At 36.3% G+C, this 18956-nt stretch carries 18 protein-coding genes; all 18 read right to left on the bottom strand.

Going from position 1 to position 18956, the window contains the following annotated elements:
• Positions 1–278: 278 nt before the first annotated feature.
• Positions 279–1379, bottom strand: coding sequence for an ABC transporter permease (locus tag BW932_RS12265; RefSeq protein ID WP_076388004.1), 1101 nt, complete (start codon positions 1377–1379; stop codon positions 279–281).
• 9 nt (positions 1380–1388) lie between these two features.
• Positions 1389–2141: an ABC transporter ATP-binding protein gene (locus BW932_RS12270; RefSeq protein WP_076388006.1), complete on the bottom strand. Its 753-nt coding sequence runs from the start codon at positions 2139–2141 to the stop codon at positions 1389–1391.
• A gap of 3 nt (positions 2142–2144) precedes the next feature.
• Positions 2145–3068, bottom strand: coding sequence for an ABC transporter ATP-binding protein (locus BW932_RS12275; RefSeq protein ID WP_076388126.1), 924 nt, complete (start codon positions 3066–3068; stop codon positions 2145–2147).
• Between the two features lie 175 nt (positions 3069–3243).
• Complete coding sequence (locus tag BW932_RS12280; protein ID WP_076388008.1) at positions 3244–4215, bottom strand: HlyD family secretion protein; 972 nt, start codon at positions 4213–4215, stop codon at positions 3244–3246.
• A 215-nt stretch (positions 4216–4430) separates the two neighbouring features.
• On the bottom strand, positions 4431–5678 hold the full coding sequence (locus BW932_RS12285; RefSeq protein WP_076388010.1) for a TolC family protein: 1248 nt from the start codon (positions 5676–5678) through the stop codon (positions 4431–4433).
• Between the two features lie 112 nt (positions 5679–5790).
• Positions 5791–6387: a TetR/AcrR family transcriptional regulator gene (locus tag BW932_RS12290; RefSeq protein WP_076388012.1), complete on the bottom strand. Its 597-nt coding sequence runs from the start codon at positions 6385–6387 to the stop codon at positions 5791–5793.
• A gap of 155 nt (positions 6388–6542) precedes the next feature.
• A complete protein-coding gene (locus tag BW932_RS12295; protein WP_076388014.1) occupies positions 6543–7502 on the bottom strand; it encodes a T9SS type A sorting domain-containing protein in 960 nt (319 codons plus the stop codon).
• Positions 7503–7694: 192 nt separating this feature from the next.
• Positions 7695–7892: a hypothetical protein gene (locus BW932_RS12300; RefSeq protein WP_076388016.1), complete on the bottom strand. Its 198-nt coding sequence runs from the start codon at positions 7890–7892 to the stop codon at positions 7695–7697.
• A 113-nt stretch (positions 7893–8005) separates the two neighbouring features.
• The gene (locus BW932_RS12305) at positions 8006–9385 is read right to left on the bottom strand and encodes an NADH-quinone oxidoreductase subunit N (RefSeq protein ID WP_076388018.1); all 1380 of its coding nucleotides are present in this window, start codon (positions 9383–9385) and stop codon (positions 8006–8008) included.
• Between the two features lie 90 nt (positions 9386–9475).
• Complete coding sequence (locus tag BW932_RS12310) at positions 9476–10969, bottom strand: complex I subunit 4 family protein (RefSeq protein WP_076388020.1); 1494 nt, start codon at positions 10967–10969, stop codon at positions 9476–9478.
• 3 nt (positions 10970–10972) lie between these two features.
• A complete protein-coding gene (gene nuoL / locus BW932_RS12315; RefSeq protein ID WP_076388022.1) occupies positions 10973–12868 on the bottom strand; it encodes an NADH-quinone oxidoreductase subunit L in 1896 nt (631 codons plus the stop codon).
• A 7-nt stretch (positions 12869–12875) separates the two neighbouring features.
• On the bottom strand, positions 12876–13202 hold the full coding sequence (gene nuoK, locus BW932_RS12320; RefSeq protein ID WP_076388024.1) for an NADH-quinone oxidoreductase subunit NuoK: 327 nt from the start codon (positions 13200–13202) through the stop codon (positions 12876–12878).
• Between the two features lie 4 nt (positions 13203–13206).
• A complete protein-coding gene (locus BW932_RS12325; RefSeq protein ID WP_076388026.1) occupies positions 13207–13701 on the bottom strand; it encodes an NADH-quinone oxidoreductase subunit J family protein in 495 nt (164 codons plus the stop codon).
• Positions 13702–14259: a NuoI/complex I 23 kDa subunit family protein gene (locus BW932_RS12330; protein ID WP_076388028.1), complete on the bottom strand. Its 558-nt coding sequence runs from the start codon at positions 14257–14259 to the stop codon at positions 13702–13704.
• 214 nt (positions 14260–14473) lie between these two features.
• Positions 14474–15547 (bottom strand): NADH-quinone oxidoreductase subunit NuoH, encoded by a 1074-nt coding sequence (nuoH, locus tag BW932_RS12335; RefSeq protein ID WP_076388030.1) that lies wholly within the window; start codon positions 15545–15547, stop codon positions 14474–14476.
• 36 nt (positions 15548–15583) lie between these two features.
• Positions 15584–16621, bottom strand: coding sequence for a 2Fe-2S iron-sulfur cluster-binding protein (locus tag BW932_RS12340; RefSeq protein WP_076388031.1), 1038 nt, complete (start codon positions 16619–16621; stop codon positions 15584–15586).
• A 41-nt stretch (positions 16622–16662) separates the two neighbouring features.
• Complete coding sequence (locus BW932_RS12345) at positions 16663–17499, bottom strand: hypothetical protein (protein WP_076388033.1); 837 nt, start codon at positions 17497–17499, stop codon at positions 16663–16665.
• A gap of 48 nt (positions 17500–17547) precedes the next feature.
• The gene (nuoF, locus tag BW932_RS12350; protein ID WP_076388035.1) at positions 17548–18903 is read right to left on the bottom strand and encodes an NADH-quinone oxidoreductase subunit NuoF; all 1356 of its coding nucleotides are present in this window, start codon (positions 18901–18903) and stop codon (positions 17548–17550) included.
• Positions 18904–18956 lie beyond the last annotated feature (53 nt).

Genomic DNA, 18956 nt, shown 5'->3' on the forward strand with positions numbered 1-18956 from the left:
TTTTAATGAAAGGAAGAGCATTTAATTCTGAATCAAGCCTTGAGTTTTACTCTGAGCGGAACATAGTTTAATTAAATGCTTTTCTCTTTCTAAATTTAATAATTTTATCGATTACAAATCTAAAGGAACGGAGCTCTTTTTGCCTGTCTGAATTTTCTTGTCGAAAACTAAACTTCGAAGGCAAAAAAGCGGGAGTGGAAGGCGGAAATGTCTGCCAAAAAATAATAATAAATAAACATTCGACGTAGTCAAATTGCTGCCCAAAAAATTATTATTAATCATTCCAAACGAATTTTAAATTTTTTCACGGCGATGATAAACAATACCGCCATCATTGCGAAAAGGACGAGAACATGTTTCCAGACTACTTCTAAACCAGTTCCTTTGATCATGATATTTTTTACGATTTGGTAATACCATTTTGCGGGAATGAAGTTTCCGACCATTTGTAAAGGAATCGGCATGTTTTCCACAGGAAACATAAAACCGCTCAACATCAGTGTTGGAAGCATGGTTCCGACCAAGGAAATGAGCATTGCGGTTTGTTGCGTTTTGGTGAGAATGGAGATGACGATGCCGATTAAAAGGTTGGTAATGATGAAAATAATGCTGATTCCGAAGAGTAAAATGAGGTTTCCTTTGATGGGTAAATCGAGCACGGTTACGCTTAAAATAATGATGGAAACCAAAATAATCAGCGAGAGTATGAAGTAGGGAATTGCTTTGGCTAAAATGATAATGTAAGGTTTCATGGGGGAAACGAGTAGAATTTCCATGCTTCCGGATTCTTTTTCGCGAACGATTGCAATGGCGGTCATCAGTACACAAATAATTAAAAGAATGAATGCCATGACTCCGGGAACGAAATTCGGAGCGCCTTTTAGCTGTGGATTGTACAGCATTCGAATTTCCGCTTGAACCCCAGAATTTTGCTGTAAAGTTTGCTGTCCGTAAAAATCCAGCAAAATGTTCGACATGAAACTGTAAATTTGATTGGCCAAATTGAGGTCGGTTCCATCCGTAATCAGCTGCAACTGCGCTTTTTTTCCGCTGTTGATGTCTGCGGAAAACTGGGTCGGAATCACCACAATCATTTTAATTTTTCCACCTTTGAAGGCGTTTTCAGCTTGGTCGATGGATTTCAAGTTTTTATCGATATCGAAATATTGATTGGCGTTAATTTTCGAAATGATTTCAAAGGAAGTTTGAGATTTATCAAGATCTAAAACCCCGATTTTTGTGTTTTTAACTTCAGTGCTTAAGGCAAAACCGAAAAGCAAAATCTGTACAACCGGCATTCCGAAAAGCAGCAACAAAGTTCTTCTGTCACGCAAAACGTGTAGAAATTCTTTTTTTACAAACGTTAATAATTGTTTCATGATGATCGTTTATTCCACTCGTTTTGCGCCTCTTGCTAATTCATAAAAAACATCGTCCATATTCTGAGCATTGTAGTGTTTTTTTAGATTTGCAGGCGTATCCAAAGCCGCGATTTTTCCATCAACCATGATGGAAATTCGGTCGCAATATTCGGCTTCATCCATATAATGTGTCGTGACGAAAATGGTGATTCCACGATCTGAAGCTTCATAAATCATCTTCCAAAATTGTCGTCGCGTTACAGGATCAACTCCACCAGTTGGCTCATCCAAAAAAACAATTTGAGGTTCATGAAAAATCGCGACCGAGAAAGCCAGTTTCTGTTTCCAACCCAAAGGAAGTTCCGAAACCAGTTTGTTTTTCTCATTTTCAAGTCCAAGTTCTTTTATCAATAAATCTCCTTTTATTTTCAGTTCTTTTCTTGGAATTCCATAGATTCCGCCGAAGAAATTCAGGTTTTCTTTAACGGTTAAATTGTGGTACAAAGAAAATTTCTGACTCATATAACCGATGTTTTTTTTGATCATTTCGGTTTGTTTGTAAACATCAAATCCCGCAACAGTTGCAGTTCCTGAACTTGGAATAGAAAGTCCGCTGAATATTCTCATCGCGGTGGTTTTTCCGGCACCATTTGCACCGAGGAAACCAAATATTTCTCCTTTTTTCACCTCAAAACTGATGTGATCAACCGCAGTGAAATCGCCAAAAATTTTGGTGATGTTTTCTGCTTTAATGGCGATGTTTGACGTTTCGGTGTTCATTTTTTAATTTGATAATAAGCGGATGAAACTATCTTCGATACTGGCTTTTACAGCATTGATTTCTATATTTTTGAAACCTTCTTTTTCTAAATATTCAATGATGTGTGATTTTGAAAAAGTTCTATTTTTATCGATGGTCAAATGCACAAATTCTCCGTACGCATAAACATTTTTCTTTTCTTCAAAGTTTTCCAAAGCTTTTAAAACGGTTGAAATTCGACCTGCTTTCACTTCAAAAATATGATCTGGATAAGAATTACTGATGTTTTCGGGGGTATCGATGGTTAATATTTTTCCGTGTTGAATGAGCGCGATTCGGTCGCACAATGTGGCTTCATCCATATAAGGTGTTGCAACCACGATGGTGATTCCTTGTTTTTTTAGACGTTGCAACATTTCCCAAAATTCTTTTCGCGAAACAGGATCAACTCCTGTTGTCGGTTCATCGAGAAATAAAACTTTCGGTTTGTGAATTAAGGCGCAACACAAAGCGAGTTTTTGTTTCATTCCACCCGATAATTTCCCGGCTCTGCGGTTTTTAAAAGGTTCAATTTGAATGTAAATATCTTTGATCAGATCGTAATTTTCTGTAATGGTTGTATTGAAAACACTCGCGAAAAATTCCAGATTTTCTTCAATGGTTAAATCTTGATAGAGGGAGAATTTTCCCGGCATATATCCCAAGATTTTCCGAAGTTCTTCGTAATCTTTCACGACCTCCAAATTTTCAATCGATACCGCACCAGAATCTGGCAACAAAACCGTTGTCAATATTCGGAAAATAGTGGTTTTTCCGGCGCCATCTGGACCAATCAATCCAAAGATTTCTCCTGAATCGACATCAAAACTCACGTCTTCAACTGCAAGAATTTTTTCATTTTTCTTGCCGTATGTTTTGGTGAGATTTTTGACGATTATTGATTTCATTACCATTATTTTAACTGAAAATTTTTTACCACAAAGTCACAAAAGTTGACTGTATATTTTAAGTTGAGCAGAAGAGCAAAAAAGGTAACTGGTCAGTTTTTAGTGTGCTCTTTTTGTGGACTTTTATTATCTTATTTTTCATATAAAGCTTTTGTGACTTTTGTGGTTTAAAAAATTAAAATTTCACGTCGCCGTACATTCCGATTTTGAGGTAACCATCATTTTTTACATGGATTTTTGCAGCATAAACAAGGTTGGCTCTTTCGTTTTTTGTTTGAATGGTTTTTGGGGTAAACTCCGCCTTCGAACTGATCCAGTAAATCGTTCCGGGAAGTTCTTTGGTTTTTCCTTCACCAGCTTCGAGTAAAACTTTTACCTGTTGTCCGATTTTTATTTGCGGCAATTGATCTCCTGTAATGAATATTTTTAAGGTCATCACCTCTAAATTCGCGATTTTGAAAATGGGTTTTCCAACAGTAGCAAACTCTCCTTGATTCAAATATTGGGTCAAAACCATTCCAGAAATTGGACTTTCAATCGAATTGTTTTTCAATTGTTCATCGATTTGTTCTATTTTTTTCTGAGTGGGTTTTCTTTCACTTAAGATGGCGCGGTTTTGAAGGGAAACATTTTCTTTGGTTGTAGAAATTTGTTGCTGTAAAACACTCAACTGACTTTGAGCAGCAGCTATTTGTTTCTGAATGACTTTAATTTGTCCGTTTGCATCGTCGAGTTGCTTTTTTGTCGCGGCATCTTTTGCAACCAAATTTGCAGTTCTGTTTCTCTCCCGAACTGCATTTTGAAGTTGTTCCTGTAAAATAGAAACATTTGCAGATTGTGTAGAAATTTGGGATTGTAAAACCTGAATTTGTGGAAGTGCAGAATTGGTTTTTTGGTCGATTGCATCGATGGTTGCGATGACTTGTTCTTTTTGTAATTCTACATTTTTTGGGTCAATTTCACCTACTTTTTCATTGCGTTTTAAATGTTGACCTTCTTCCAAATTAAGGTTTAGAATGGTTCCATTTGCTTTTGCCGTAACCAAGATTTCATCAGCTTCAAAAGTTCCGGAAGCATCGTAATTTTTAGCAGCATTATCACAGGAAAAGAGGGCGAAAATGGAGAGAATGAAGATGTGTTTTTTCATGGTACGGGCTTTTTTATTTTTGAAGTTCGGCGGAAGATTTTTTTTATCTTAATGTCACGCTTTCAGCGTTATCACCCAACTTTGATTTTAGATTAGAATAATTGCATTCCTACGGAATTTTTTTTAATGATAAATGCTTGTAATATTTTGCTTTTTTTAAACCTTAAAATCTAACTTTTCTAATGTGAAATAATGTCTATTATCTAATGTCTTATCTATTGATTGATTTGCGCTTTTAGATTATATTGCGTTAGGAGATACTGAATTTCGTGGGTGATTTTTTGATTTTTTGCGCGGTCGAGTTCATTCACTTCCCGCAGATAATCGTTGGTGGTAATCACGCCGTTTTCCAGTTGTGCAAAAGTGGCTTGTTTGATGCTTTCGCGTAAATGAATTAATTCATCATCTTGAGTAATGAGTTGCTGAATTTTATCGAGATCATTGTTGTTTTGAATAGTTTGAAACTGCTGATTGAAAAGGAAGTTTTCTTTTTGCACCTCGATTTCCTGCTGCTGAGTTTCAATTATTGCCAAATCATTTTTCTTGGTATATAACCCAGAAATCGGAATGTTTAAACGTAAACCACCAATGTAGAAAAGGTCGAATTCGTTTTTCAGCATATTGAAACCAGGTTTTCCATAGCCTCCTTGAAAAAAGGCTCCTAATTTTGGAAGATTTTTGGTGTTAATGTTTGATTTTTGTTGTTCTAAGCCAATTTTTTGCAAATCATAGAGTTTGAGTTCTGCACGTTTGTTTTCATCCTGAATCAGGATTTTTTGCGGTTTTTCGAGGGGTGTATTTTCATCTAATTTTTTTTGAATAAAGACAGAAAGCGTTTGCAATAAGCTTTTTTTCATGGATTGAAGTTCAATCTGTTTCTGTTCAATAGTAATCAATTGCGCTTTTAGAATATCAACATTACTTCTAAAGATGATGCCGTTTTCTAGCTGTGCTTCAGCTTTTTTTAGTCCGTTTTTTAGATCAGATCTCGTCAGTTCTGTTTGTTCTAATTGTTCGTTAGTTTGAAGAATTCCGAAGTAGATTTGGTTGATTCTCAATTTTAATTGGTCGGTTTCTATTTCTGTTTTCTGAGATTCGATTTCAGAATTTATAGCTGCCATTTTCTTTTGATTAGAAACCATTCCAGCGTCGTAAATATTTTGTTGAATATCGGCGTAGACTTTATACTGATCTTTACTTACGGGATCTACGGTGAAATTTGGAATTTTAATAGGGATTTCAGTAACATCATTTTGATAGGTTGCTTGCGCCACGATTTGGATTTGAGGAAGCCAACCTTTTGCCGCATTCTGAATTGTATATTCTTTGGTTTTTTCAATTAAATCGTGTCTTTTAATGAGTGGATAATTCTGTTTGGCCAAAGTGTAACATTCTTCTAAGGTCAATATCTGCGCATTTCCGGAGAAGAAGAGCAATAGGAAGAAGTATTTTAAAATTTTCATTCTGATTATTTTTAAAGATAAAAAGGAATCTGTTAAAAAGGATTTAGAAAAGTACAAGCAAGTGGCAGAATATCGATGGTTTGGTGCAGTTGATGACTTTTGGGTGTTTTTTTTAATGATTCAGCATCATTTTGATCCACATTGGAACCAAGGTTTTTCGTTCTTCCACAAATTTTTGAAATTCTTCGTCATTCATCACCTCAAAAGTTTGTAAAATGGGTTTGCCAAGAAAGGGAAAAACGGTCATGCTCAAAAAATTGAGCAGAAAATGAAAAGGGTTCATATCAGGTTTTTTTTCCTGAATCTGTTTGATGATAAAACTGTTTTTCAAAACTTTATCTGCAGGAAGAATTGATTTAACATCAGATGTTTTTTTCTGAATCTCACTTAAAATAAAGAGGGGAAGATTAGGGTTTTTGGAGAGAATATCAAAGTATTTTCCACTCGCTAAATCCAGTTTCTCATCCAAAGAAGTTTTTTCGTTCGAAACGATAGGAATGATTTGTCCGAAAAGCAGTATAATTTTTACTTTCATGACTTGTTCAAATAGTTTTTCTTTCGTCCGGAAATAATAGTTGAGTAGCGCGAGATTGATTCCCGCTTCTTCTGCAATATCGCGAGTTCGCGCACCAGAAAATCCTTTTTCAGTAAACACTTTTGAGGCGGCCAAGAGAATTTTGTCTTCTGTAGAAAGTTCTTCTGATTTCATGACTTTAAAAATATAGAGTAAAGTTAGTTATAATTTTTTGATTTAAACAAATGAATTAATCAAATGATTAAAATAAGGAAAAGTGATCTCGTTCCTAGAAATAAAAATGTCACCTAAAACTCCTTTTTAGGTGACAAATTTTATAAAATTAACCGCTATTTTTTGATAAACTGACTTACTTCTGTATTTCCATTTTTGTCAGTCAATTGAATTACATATTGACCAACGGGAAGTTTCGCCACATTCATCCCTGATTTTCCTGAAATTTTTTCTGAAATGATCATTTGTCCCGCTTTGTTATAAACCGAATAAGCAATAAATTCTTTCTCAGATTTTACAAAAAGCCAATCTTTCACAGGATTTGGATAGACGATCGAATTTGCGCCAATTTTTACGGAACTTGCACTTAACTGGTCAACTGAATTGATTTCAACCATTGAGAAATTCCCTTGTGTTACACTTCCTGTAGATTGCCAAAGTGCAGAATATAGCGTTCCATAGCCTGCAGAAGTTGTAGAAGCAGCTTGAACGGTTCTGGAAGAAATTCCTGTTCCGCTATGTTGTATTTCGATCAACAAATTACCGCTGTTGTATTTCCATGGGTTGTTGAAAATAATTTTATAGCTGAAATCATTTGGATTGGAACCTACTGTTAAAGCTCCTGCAGGAATCACCAAACTTCCGGATCTTACTTGGGTTTGTGTTCCTACCACATTGGCTGCAAAATCTAGTTGTCGATTAGCTGGTTCCACACTATCACTCAGATAAACATCAAATGAATTCATGGTTAAAGCAGTTGCGGGCCAACTATCAATGGTACTTGCAGGCAATCGGAATGATATGGAGGTAAGGTTTTTTCCAACCAAGGAAGTAAGTAAAGTATCGTCAATAATTAATTGTAATTTTCTTGCAGCATTTCCGTAGGGTCCGATGAAAGCGCTTCCTTCATTGGTGTTTGGTACCACAATTTTCGTTTGCGCATTCGTGGTGCTATTGTATCCAAACATCATTAATATTCCTAGAAAAGCTGCGAAATTTCGGCTGTTTATGATCCTAACCGAAATACGGTTCGTGAACTCATTTAAGATTTTGAAAAATGTAAATTTTGTTTTCATAGGAAAATATTTTAATGGGTTTAAAACAAAAATAAGGAAAATTTAATTGATGCTTTTTCGCTCACAAGATTTATTTAATGAAAAAGTACAACTTCCATTGAATAAGAATGAGGAGCGTACAAAAAAAACGCAACTCAGAAGAATTGCGTTATAATTGATGTTTTTATTAAAGAATTAATGGTAAAAACTTTTTTATTCTTGGTTCGAAGATTTATTTACAAAATTCTTGACGATGAAAATAACACTCATCAACAATGCGATTCCATAAACAGCTGCTAAAGCAGGTTTTTCAAAGGTACTCGTATCGAAATTAAAATCTTTGTATAAAGTCCAACCCAAAATAGCTGCGATGACGCTGAACATGAATACTTCTCCTTTTTTAACTTTCATATTTTTTATAATCAATGAATTTTTTAATGAAAATTTAGATCAAAATTAATCTTAATGATTTTCTAGTTTTCATTTTTATCTCCAAACGTTCTTGTTTTGAAGGATTTGAGATTTTAAAGACCAAATTGTTTTGCAAACAAATCAGGGAAAATGCCTAATGAAATTAACGCGAAAATGATCAAAACCGCTACAATGTTGTAGGTTAAAGAAACTTTCTCTGAAGTTTTGAAACTGCTTTCTTTCGGGAAAAACATTACCATTATCAATCTTAAATAATAGGCGATGGAAATTGCTGAACCTAAAACTGCGACTAAAACTAAAAATGGAGTAGTTTTAATTGCCTGTGCAAAAATTCCGAATTTTCCCATGAAACCTGCAGTTAAAGGAATTCCTGCCATTGAAAGCATTGATAATGCTGCAACGACTGCTAAAATCGGTTCTGATTGAGCTAAACCTTTGAACGCATCGTAAGAAGTTTCTCTTTTTAATTTTTCTACCCAGATCAAACACATCATAACTCCGATTGTGGCGAGAGAATAAGCGAATAAATAGAAAGCCAAATTATAAGCTGAAAGGCTGTTTAAACCAAAGAAAATTAATCCCAAATAACCAACGTGTGAAACTGATGAGTAAGCCAACATTCTTTTGGCATTGCTTTGCGCCAATCCCATTACGTTTGCTAAGAAAAGAGTGATGATGATTAAAACTCCTACAATATTGATCCATTCTCCGGTGATTCCGAAGAAACCGATGGTCATCATTTTGAAAAATGCAAAGAAAGCTGCGATTTTTACGACAGACATCATGAATGCGGTGATGAGTGAAGGTGAACCTTGATAAACATCAGGACTCCACATGTGGAATGGTGCCATGGAAACTTTGAAAGCTAAGGCAACCAACATTAAAACTGCACCCATGGAGAACATTAAGTTCTTAGGATTAGAAACTGAAAACTCATGGATTTTGTAAAGATCAAACGTACTTGCAGATCCGTAAACTAAGGCAATACCAAAGAGTAGAAAACCTGTTGCAAAAGCACCCATCAGAAAGTATTTGATGGAAGCTTCATTGGAGCGCAGATCGCTTTTATTGCTTCCCGCCAAAACGTAGAGTGGGATTGAAAGGATTTCGATTCCTATAAATAAAGTAACTAAATTCTGAAAACCGAAAAGTACAAATCCACCTACAAGTGAAATCAACATTAAGGCGTATAATTCTGACTGATGGCTTCTGTGATTGCTAAAGGCAAATCCTCCCAAAAAGAAAATCAGTAAAGTAACTACCAATGAAATTTTGGTGAATAAGGCAGCGTTTGCGCCGTATTCGTACATGCTTTTGTATTGATCAAAGAAGGATAATTCTGGCAAGAAGCTTACATAAAATGCAAGGATGAGACCCAAAATACCGATGTATCTGGAATATTTTCCCTGTTCAAAAACACCAGCAAATAATGCGGCAACTGCGGTAAGGAATATAATGATTAAAACGCCCATTTATTTTAGATTTTAGATTTTTAGATGTTAGATTTTTAGATTTTCATCTTTGATCTGTATCTATTAATCATTTAAGTTTTTAATTATTTATTAATTCATCATTGAAGTGAAAATAAACTTCAGCGAACTGTTTACCATTTCCAGGATTGGTTGTGGGAAGATTCCCAAAAGAATAACAAAAACTGCTAAACTTGCCAAAACCGAAAATTCAACCGGTGAAACATCTCCAACTGAAGATAAAATGTTTTCGTCACCTTCGCCAAACATTGCTTTTCCGTAAAATCTAAAGAGATAAACAGAAGAGAAAATCATGGTTGTTCCTGCGATCACTGCTGCTAAAATACTGTAATCAAAAATCGATTTGATCAAGATAAACTCGCCCACAAAACCATTGGTTAAAGGAATCGCGATGGATCCTAATAAAATAATCATGAAAAGCACTGCGAATTTCGGAGCTACTTTTGCCAAGCCACCCATTTGACGGATATCTCTTGTTTTGAATCTTTTATACAAAACATCTGCACAATAAAATAATCCAACGACGTTGATACCGTGCGCGAAAGTCTGTACCAATGCTCCTTCAGCTCCTTCAATCATTAATGTTCCTTTCATTGTTAGGATTGCTGATGCCATAATTCCTGCGGTCATCAAACCTACGTGAGAAAGGGAAGAATAGGCAATAATTCGTTTAGAATCATTTTGTACAATCGCAATCAATGCACCATGAACTACTCCTATGATTGCTAGAACCAGAACAATTTGTCCAGAAATTCCCATTAAAGGAATCGGTGTGATTGGTAATAAATATCTTAATAATCCGTAGATCGCCATTTTTAGCATAATTCCCGAAAGAAGCATGGATCCTTGTGTTGGTGAATACGTATACGTATCGGATTGCCAAGAATGGAAAGGGAAAACGGGTAGTTTCACTGCAAAAGCAAAGAAAATAAACCAGAAAACAACAGTTTGTTCTGAGGCGTTAAGATCGGCGTTATACAAATCGGTTAATGCAAATGAGGCAGAATGCGTATAGACGTAAATCAATCCGATCAACATAAACAATGAACCTACAAAAGTATACACGAAGAATTTCGTAGTGAAATGAATTTTTTTATTTTCCTGTCCCCAAATTCCCGCAATTAACCAAATTGGAATCAAGGTTACTTCCCAGAAAATGTAAAATAACAATCCATCAAGCGAAGTGAAAACTCCGATTAAACCAAACTGCATGAGCAGGATTAGTCCATAGAACGTATTTCTGTAACCTGGTTTTTCATTAAAGGAAGAAAGAATAATCAGCGGCGTTAAAATGTTGGTTAATAACAAAAGTAACATGCTCATTCCATCGATCCCGAAATGAAGATTAGTCTTGATAAAGTTAGACCAAGGATAATTGATTTCATATTGCAAAACTCCATCAACGGTAGGTTTGAAATCGAAATTTGACAGCATATAAAACGTGAGAAACATTTGTGCAAATGCAATTCCCAAGGCTAGATACTTACTTGCGGGGTTTTTCCACGCGAACACCAATGCAGAACCTACGAGAGGTAATAGTAGTAATGTTAATAATAGATACGACATTTACTATTGTAATATAAAGTTAACAATTAAAATAATTCCGATTGCCAAAGACATGATGAGAACATAATTCTCTACATTTCCGTTTTGAAGGCGTTTTGCGGCTCTTCCAGAATCTTCGGCACCAATTCCAATAAAATCACTGAACTTGTTCAGAATTCCTTTATCAAACATGTTTCCGCCAACTCCGAGACCTTCAATAAATCTCACAAAAGTGGCATTATACAATTCATCCAAAAATAATTTTTTGTTTGAAAGTCTTTCCCAACCGCTGTATTTTTCTTCAGATAAAGCCATTTTTTTCTTCGTAACATAAATGTTTTTAACGATGAACCACACCACGAAAAACATCAAAACGGTTAATCCCAAAAGGATCATCTCCGTTCCAAACGCAACTTCCGGTAATTCAACATCATATACATAGATTGATTCAAGCCAATGCGCTAATTTGGAATAATTCCCGTGTCCGATAAAGTGCGGAAGATTGATAAAACCACCCACAACCGATAATCCTGCAAGAATAATCAAAGGAATCGTCATCGTTTTCGGACTCTCGTGAAGATGTTTTTCTTGTTCGGCAGTTCCACGGAATTCACCATGAAAAGTTAAATAATAGGCTCTGAACATATAAATCGCTGTCATCGCTGCAATAGCAAACAAAATCACCCAAATAATTGGATTTTTTCCGTAAGCATTCGTCAAAATTTCATCTTTAGAAATCATTCCCGAAAGGAAAGGAAATCCTGAAATTGCCAATGTTCCGATAAGGAAAGTAATATGGGTAATTGGAATTTTTTTCTTTAAACCACCCATTAATCTCATATCTTGTTCGTCGCTCATCGCGTGAATCACAGAACCAGAACCTAAGAATAATAAAGCTTTGAAAAATGCATGTGTCATTAAATGAAACATTGCAGTGGTATAAGCGCCAATTCCTACTGCTACAAACATAAATCCTAATTGAGATACCGTAGAGTAGGCGAGAACTTTTTTAATATCGTTTTGTCGAAGTCCGATAAATGCAGCCACTAAAGCAGTCAATAATCCGATGAAAAGAATTCCATCCATTGTTGTTGGTGCTAAAGAAAAGAGGAAATTCGAACGAACCACCAAATAAATACCGGCAGTTACCATCGTCGCTGCGTGGATCAATGCAGAAACAGGAGTTGGTCCTGCCATTGCATCCGGAAGCCAAGTGAAGAGTGGAATCTGTGCAGATTTTCCCATCGCTCCAATAAATAAACTTCCTGTGATGAAAATAATAATCGGTGAATCCAATGCGAATTTGGCAGAATTTTCTGCCACAGATAAGAAATCTACAGCATTGGTTTGAGAGGCAATCATGAAGATTCCGATGATCATTCCCAAATCTCCGATACGGTTCATTATGAACGCTTTTCTTGCAGCGGCACCATATTCTTTATTCGTGTACCAAAATCCTATGAGTAAGTAAGAGCACAATCCAACACCTTCCCAACCGATGAAAAGAATTAAATAATTGCTTCCCATTACCAAAAGGAGCATGGAGAAAATAAATAAATTCAAATAAGTAAAGAATTTATAAAATCCTTTGTCGTGGCTCATATAACCAATAGAGTAGAGGTGAATGAGCGATCCAATTCCGGTAATGATCATCATCATCATCAAAGAAAGTTGATCGATCTGGAAACCGAAATTAATCTGAATTCCACTGATTCTAAACCATTCAAATGCTCTTACAATCACGGGTTGTGATTCTGCATCGAACTTTAAAAACAAACTGACTGTAATGCAGAAGGATACAAAAACAACAAGCGTTGCCAAAGTTCCAACCACCATTTTGGGCAAATTCTTGCCGAAAAGTCCGTTGATTAAAAATCCGAGTAAGGGTAAAAGTATAATTGCGTAAACTAAATTTTCCATCCTCTATTTATCCTCTTAATTTATTAAAAATACTGATGTCGACTGATTTCGTATTTCGGTACATCATTGCGATAATCGCTAATCCAACTGCAACTTCAGCAGCTGCAACAACCATGATGAAAAATACCAAGATCTGTCCGTTTCCGTCGCCTTTATAACTCGAAAATGCTGCTAATAAAAGATTTACAGAGTTCAGCATCAATTCTACGCAACCCAAAATAATGATTGCATTTTTTCTGACCAAAACTCCCAGAACGCCTAAGCAAAATAGCACCGAGCAAAGAATAATAAAATATTCCAGCGGAACGACTTGTATAAATGAATTTCCTTCCATAATTCTATAAATCTTTTTTACCGATTAATACTGCACCTACGATTCCTGCAAAAATGAGGATCGAGGCTAACTCAAAAGGCAAAACATACTCGTTAAACAATAATCTGCCTAGATTTTTGGTTAAACCCACACTTGAATCTACATTCGCAGCAGCGGCTTGAACTTTAAATCCTCTGAACGCTCCCAAAATCGAGATTAATAATAATCCTGCAGAAAAAACACCTGCGAATTTCATGAGGTTTTGTTTTTTACTTTCGTCCTCTTTACTCAGATTCAACATCATTAAGATGTAGAGAAATAGGACCATGATCGCTCCTGCATAAACAATGATCTGTACAATCCCGAGGAACTGCGCATTCAGTAAAATATACAATCCTGCGATAGAGAACATCACCACAATTAAAGAAAGAATGGCGTAAAGCGGATTTCTCGCAAACACAAAATAAACGGCACCCGTAATTGCAACCAAGGCAACAAATAAAAATAAGATCTGTTCCATTTATTTCATCATTTTTTTCTGCAATTCACTCTGTCTCTCCGAAACATCGATTCTCGCATTAATTTTTTCAACCAACTTATCTTTTCCGTAGATAAAACTACCACGGTTTTCTTCTACATTTACGATTCGATCTGTTAAGTAAATCGCAGATTTCGGACAAGCTTCTTCGCACATTCCGCAGAAAATACATCGCAGCATATTGATTTCATACACCGATGCGTATTTTTCTTCTCGGTAGAGGTCTTTTTCCTCTTTGGTACGTTCCGCCGCCGTCATTGTGATGGCTTCTGCAGGACATGCAACCGCACAAAGTCCGCAAGCTGTACATCTTTCTCGCCCTTCATTGTCGAGTTTCAACACGTGTTCACCGCGCCAGATTTTCACTCTTGGTCGTACTTCTTCAGGATACGAAATCGTGGCTAAACCTTTTCCAAAAACCGTTTTCACGGCATGACTCATGGTAATTTTCATTCCCTTCAAAATTGCAGGAATGTAAATACTTTCCCCGAAAGTCATTTTTTTGTCCGAGACCACTTTTGATCTATTTGTTAATTTCATTTTCAGAAATATATATTTTTATTTTTATAATGAGAAGCAGAAAATTTTCGCCTCTTTCCAAATCCAGTCCCGCTTTCCGTTCTATCTTTTTTGGTGATTCCGCCGCGGCTCCATCACCAAAAAAGGATGCCACTGCAATCGGGGCTAAAACTTCTTTCTTTTTTTCTAACCACAGAAATTAATCTGTTTCACCACCTGACAAACTTGTAAATGGCTATTTCATAAAATGATCGAACGCCAAAATAATTGCGCCGGTTGCCATTAAATTAAATAATGCGAGTGGGATTAATTTTTTCCAACCCAAATGCATCAATTGATCATATCTGAATCTTGGCAATGTCCATCTGATCCACATAAATACAAAAATTCCAAAGAAGGTTTTTGTTAAAAATGCAACCACCGAAATAATTCCCGCTGCGTTTTCTCCCCAATGATTCGTCACCCAATCAATTCCCGGATAATTGTAACCACCAAAGAATAAAACCACGATCAAAGCATTAGAAATAAACATATTTACATATTCACCAAACATGTACAATCCTAATTTCATGGAAGAATATTCGGTGTGATAACCATTTACCAATTCTGATTCACATTCGGGTAAATCAAAAGGTGATCTGTTTGTTTCAGCCAAGGCGGCAACAAAGAAAATAATAAATGCTATTGGCTGGTAAAAAAAGTTCCAGTTCATTCCCGAAATTTCTGGAATAATTCCCCAGATTTTACCGTGAGTTTGTTGTTCAACGATTACTTTTAAATCTAAAGATCCCGCCATCATAATGATTGCAATAATCGAAAGACCCATCGCTAATTCGTAAGAAATCATCTGTGAACTTGCACGAATGGCACCGATCAAAGAGAATTTATTATTTGAAGCCCAACCTCCGATCATGATTCCGTACACTCCGATGGAAACCATTCCTACCAAATATAAAACACCGATGTCAACATTTGCAACCTGGATATCGAAAGATTGTCCACCAATGTTCAGCGTTTTTCCCCAAGGAATTACGGCTCCGGTAATCAGTGAAATAAACATTACTAAAGAGGGTCCTACAACAAACAGAAATTTTTCTGCTCCAGCTGGTGTAAAATCTTCTTTAAAGAAAAATTTACCACCATCTGCAAGTGGCTGTAAAAGTCCAAATGGTCCGGAACGATTTGGTCCGATTCTGTCTTGCATGATTGCTGCAACTTTTCGTTCGGCCCACGTAGAGTAGGCTGCAACGGTAAGTGCCAATACAAAAAGTACAACGACAAGGATGATTTTAAAAGTTAATAAACCCATTATTTTTTATAAAATTTGACATTCAAAAGTTGAATGTTACATTAATTTAAAATTATTTTCAGTTTTTTCCTCAGATTCAATTTCATCTTTTGGACTTAGTTCTTTTGCATCGGGGTTATCAAGCAAACTCACCATATTCTTTGGTTTTTCGTAATGATTCAAAGAGATAACAGAGTGTCGGTCAATATGTCTTGGTCCTTCAATATCCCAAAATTTGATATCTTTTCTTTCCCAACGACATTCATTACATATCCAGTCTACGATTTCGTCGTACTGATCTTTTCTTGCGGTAACTCTTACAATTTCATCACCTTTCATCCAAAGAACGGCTTTTCCGGAGCATTTCTCACATTTACAAGTTGCATTGACTGGTTTTGTAAACCAAACTCTGCTTGCAAATCGGGATGTTCTGTCGGTTAAAGCTCCAACTGGACAAACATCAATTACGTTTCCGATGAAATCATTGTCTAAAGCTTTATTCAAATACGTAGAAATTTCTGCGTGTTCCCCTCTAAACAAAATTCCGTGCTCTCTTTCTTCCGTCAATTGATTGGCTGCCAAAACACATCTTGCGCATAAAATGCAACGATTCATGTGAAGTTTGATGTTGGGACCAATATCTTCTGGCTCGAACGTTCTTCTTTCAAATTCTGTTCTGGTTGCTTCAACACCATGTTCGTATCCTAAATCCTGAAGATGACATTCTCCTGCTTGATCACAAACTGGGCAATCTAAAGGGTGATTGATCAATAAAAATTCGGTTACGGCTTTTCTGCCTTCCTGTGCTTTTTCAGAAGTGAGATTTTTCACTTCCATTCCGTCCATCACGCCGGTTCTACAACTTGCTACCAATTTTGGCATCGGTCGAGAATCTGCATCAGAACCTTTAGAAACTTCTACCAAACATGTTCTGCATCTACCGCCACTTGTTTCTAGAGGCTTGTAATAGCACATTGCAGGCGGCACCAATTTCCCTCCGATTTGTCTTGCTGCTTCCAAGATGGAAGTTCCGGGCAAAACTTCGGTAGTCTGTCCGTCGATGGTGATCTTGAATTTTTTAATTTCTTCGCTCATATTATTGCTATTGGCTTTTTGCTTTTGGCAATTTGCGTTATTTATTTATTTTTCTTTGTATTAAAGGTGTATCCAACACCGAACATTACTTGTCCGAAAACAAAATCCTGACTCGCTTTATCAGGTTTGTTATTTAAAGTGGTTTTAATATCCCACATATTGATGTATCCTGCTTTCGCTTCAAGTCTTGCCATGAAATGATTCCAGAATACTAAATTTAAACTCGTTCTCAAATCGGTTCCCATTCCGGCAACGTGAAAACGGTCGCTTCTTTCATTCCCGAATAATTTTACATTACTCTTTGGAAACATCACTCCGATTCCTCCTCCATAAGACCAAACCAAATCTATATTTTTCTTATTAATAAGGTTTTGGTATTTTTCTAAACCTAAATTTTCATAATTCAAACCATCGGTATGCTCAAATGTAAGGAAATTTTCATCGGCTAAATTTACTTGTCCGTTTTGCACATAAGCTGCATAAGTTGGATCAGTAATATTTCCAGAAAAATTTACGGTCTGGTTTTGATCCATCACATATTTCATGTGATCTATTCCCAAAACTAAAGCTAAATTATCTTTGATAAAATATCCTACTCTAAAATTATATTGCGGCACTGTAAACCAAGCCGGATCAAAATATACGATTCCAAAAGGCGTCGGTCGGTCGTGTGCAACAACATTATCTAATTGAAAATCATAACCATTTCCTTTAAAATGAATATCGGAGTTGCTAAAAGCGCCTCTGTTCCATCCAAAAAAAACGAACATTTGTCCTTTTTTGGATAAAGGTTCAGGTTTGGTATTAACGGTTAAATCCTGCCCAAAGGAAAGATTAAATCCTAAAAATAAGGTCGATAAAATTATTACTTTCTTCATTTCTAAAAGAACGTTTTGTTCTTTACAACTTCTTAATAAACTTCTTTTTTATTCTGCTTTTGCAGCGGCAGGAATTGGATCTGCGTAATTTGCCAATCCATAATTTCTGGTTTGTGCTTCTGGATTGTCAATATACCATTCAAACTCATCACGGAAGTGACGAATTGCTGCTGCAACCGGCCAAGCTGCGGCGTCACCAAGCGGACAAATCGTATTTCCTTCAATTTTTCTTTGAACATCCCAAAGCAAATCGATATCTGCCATTGTTCCAGTGCCGTTTGCAATTTTAGTCAAAATTCTCCACATCCAACCGGTTCCTTCACGACATGGGGTGCATTGTCCGCAACTTTCGTGCATGTAGAAATGGGCTAAACTTAGGGTATGTTTCACCACTGATTGGTCTTCATCTAAAACGATAAATCCACCTGAACCCATCATAGTTCCAGTAGCAAAACCACCATCTGCCAATGATTCATAATTCATGATTCTGGGTTCACCATTAATGGTTTTCAGTAATAAATTGGCAGGAACAATAGGTACAGAACTTCCACCTGGAATACAAGCTTTGAGTCTTTTACCATTTGGAATTCCACCACAATATTCTTCAGAATAAATAAATTCTTCAACAGAAATGGTCATGTCGATTTCGTAAACTCCAGGTTTGTTGATGTTTCCACAAGCTGAAATTAATTTCGTTCCTGTAGATCTTCCCACTCCGATTTTCGCATATTCTGCACCAGTAATATTGATGATCGGAACAACTGCTGCAATGGTTTCAACATTATTAACAACCGTTGGAGATTCCCAAAGTCCTTTTACCGCCGGAAATGGTGGTTTCAAACGTGGGTTTCCTCTTTTTCCTTCTAGAGATTCTAAGAGTGCAGTTTCTTCCCCACAGATATAAGCTCCTGCGCCACGATGAACGTAGATTTCTAAATCGTATCCGGTTCCTAAAATGTTTTTTCCTAAGAATCCTGCTTTTTTAGCTTCTTCGATGGCTTCTTCCAAAATATCCGGAATCCAAGAATATTCCCCTCGGATGTAGATGTAAGAAGTATGTGCACCCAAAGCGAAAGAAGAAACAATCATTCCTTCAATCAAAAGGTGTGGAATAAATTCCATTAAATAACGGTCTTTGAAAGTTCCCGGTTCAGATTCATCGGCATTTACGACCAAATATCTCGGAACACCTTCTGGTTTTGCCAAGAAACTCCATTTTAATCCAGTTGGGAAACCTGCGCCACCACGACCACGAAGACCAGAAGTTTTCACTTCTTCGGTAATTGCATCGGGAGTCATTTTCAGGGCTTTTTCTACAGCGTCGTAACCGCCTTGTTTGCGATAAACATCGAAGTATCTAATTCCTTCTATATGTGCGTCTTTAAGTAAAAGTTTTTTACTCATTTTTTATAAGCTTATTGCAATTGGCTTTTGGCTTTTTGCATTTAATTATTAGT

The sequence above is a fragment of the Kaistella chaponensis genome (assembly GCF_900156725.1).
GTDB lineage: Bacteria > Bacteroidota > Bacteroidia > Flavobacteriales > Weeksellaceae > Kaistella > Kaistella chaponensis.

Bases quoted from the DNA above. Each gene is read 5' to 3' on its own strand.
- nuoF (WP_076388035.1), bottom strand. From the start codon at position 18,903: ATGAGTAAAAAACTTTTACTTAAAGACGCACATATAGAAGGAATTAGA.
- BW932_RS12325 (WP_076388026.1), bottom strand. From the start codon at position 13,701: ATGGAACAGATCTTATTTTTATTTGTTGCCTTGGTTGCAATTACGGGT.
- BW932_RS12300 (WP_076388016.1), bottom strand. From the start codon at position 7,892: ATGAAAGTTAAAAAAGGAGAAGTATTCATGTTCAGCGTCATCGCAGCT.
- BW932_RS12305 (WP_076388018.1), bottom strand. From the start codon at position 9,385: ATGGGCGTTTTAATCATTATATTCCTTACCGCAGTTGCCGCATTATTT.
- BW932_RS12265 (WP_076388004.1), bottom strand. From the start codon at position 1,379: ATGAAACAATTATTAACGTTTGTAAAAAAAGAATTTCTACACGTTTTG.
- BW932_RS12295 (WP_076388014.1), bottom strand. From the start codon at position 7,502: ATGAAAACAAAATTTACATTTTTCAAAATCTTAAATGAGTTCACGAAC.
- BW932_RS12275 (WP_076388126.1), bottom strand. From the start codon at position 3,068: ATGAAATCAATAATCGTCAAAAATCTCACCAAAACATACGGCAAGAAA.
- nuoH (WP_076388030.1), bottom strand. From the start codon at position 15,547: ATGGGTTTATTAACTTTTAAAATCATCCTTGTCGTTGTACTTTTTGTA.
- nuoK (WP_076388024.1), bottom strand. From the start codon at position 13,202: ATGGAAGGAAATTCATTTATACAAGTCGTTCCGCTGGAATATTTTATT.
- BW932_RS12310 (WP_076388020.1), bottom strand. From the start codon at position 10,969: ATGTCGTATCTATTATTAACATTACTACTATTACCTCTCGTAGGTTCT.
- BW932_RS12280 (WP_076388008.1), bottom strand. From the start codon at position 4,215: ATGAAAAAACACATCTTCATTCTCTCCATTTTCGCCCTCTTTTCCTGT.
- BW932_RS12340 (WP_076388031.1), bottom strand. From the start codon at position 16,621: ATGAGCGAAGAAATTAAAAAATTCAAGATCACCATCGACGGACAGACT.
- BW932_RS12270 (WP_076388006.1), bottom strand. From the start codon at position 2,141: ATGAACACCGAAACGTCAAACATCGCCATTAAAGCAGAAAACATCACC.
- nuoL (WP_076388022.1), bottom strand. From the start codon at position 12,868: ATGGAAAATTTAGTTTACGCAATTATACTTTTACCCTTACTCGGATTT.
- BW932_RS12285 (WP_076388010.1), bottom strand. From the start codon at position 5,678: ATGAAAATTTTAAAATACTTCTTCCTATTGCTCTTCTTCTCCGGAAAT.
- BW932_RS12290 (WP_076388012.1), bottom strand. From the start codon at position 6,387: ATGAAATCAGAAGAACTTTCTACAGAAGACAAAATTCTCTTGGCCGCC.
- BW932_RS12330 (WP_076388028.1), bottom strand. From the start codon at position 14,259: ATGAAATTAACAAATAGATCAAAAGTGGTCTCGGACAAAAAAATGACT.
- BW932_RS12345 (WP_076388033.1), bottom strand. From the start codon at position 17,499: ATGAAGAAAGTAATAATTTTATCGACCTTATTTTTAGGATTTAATCTT.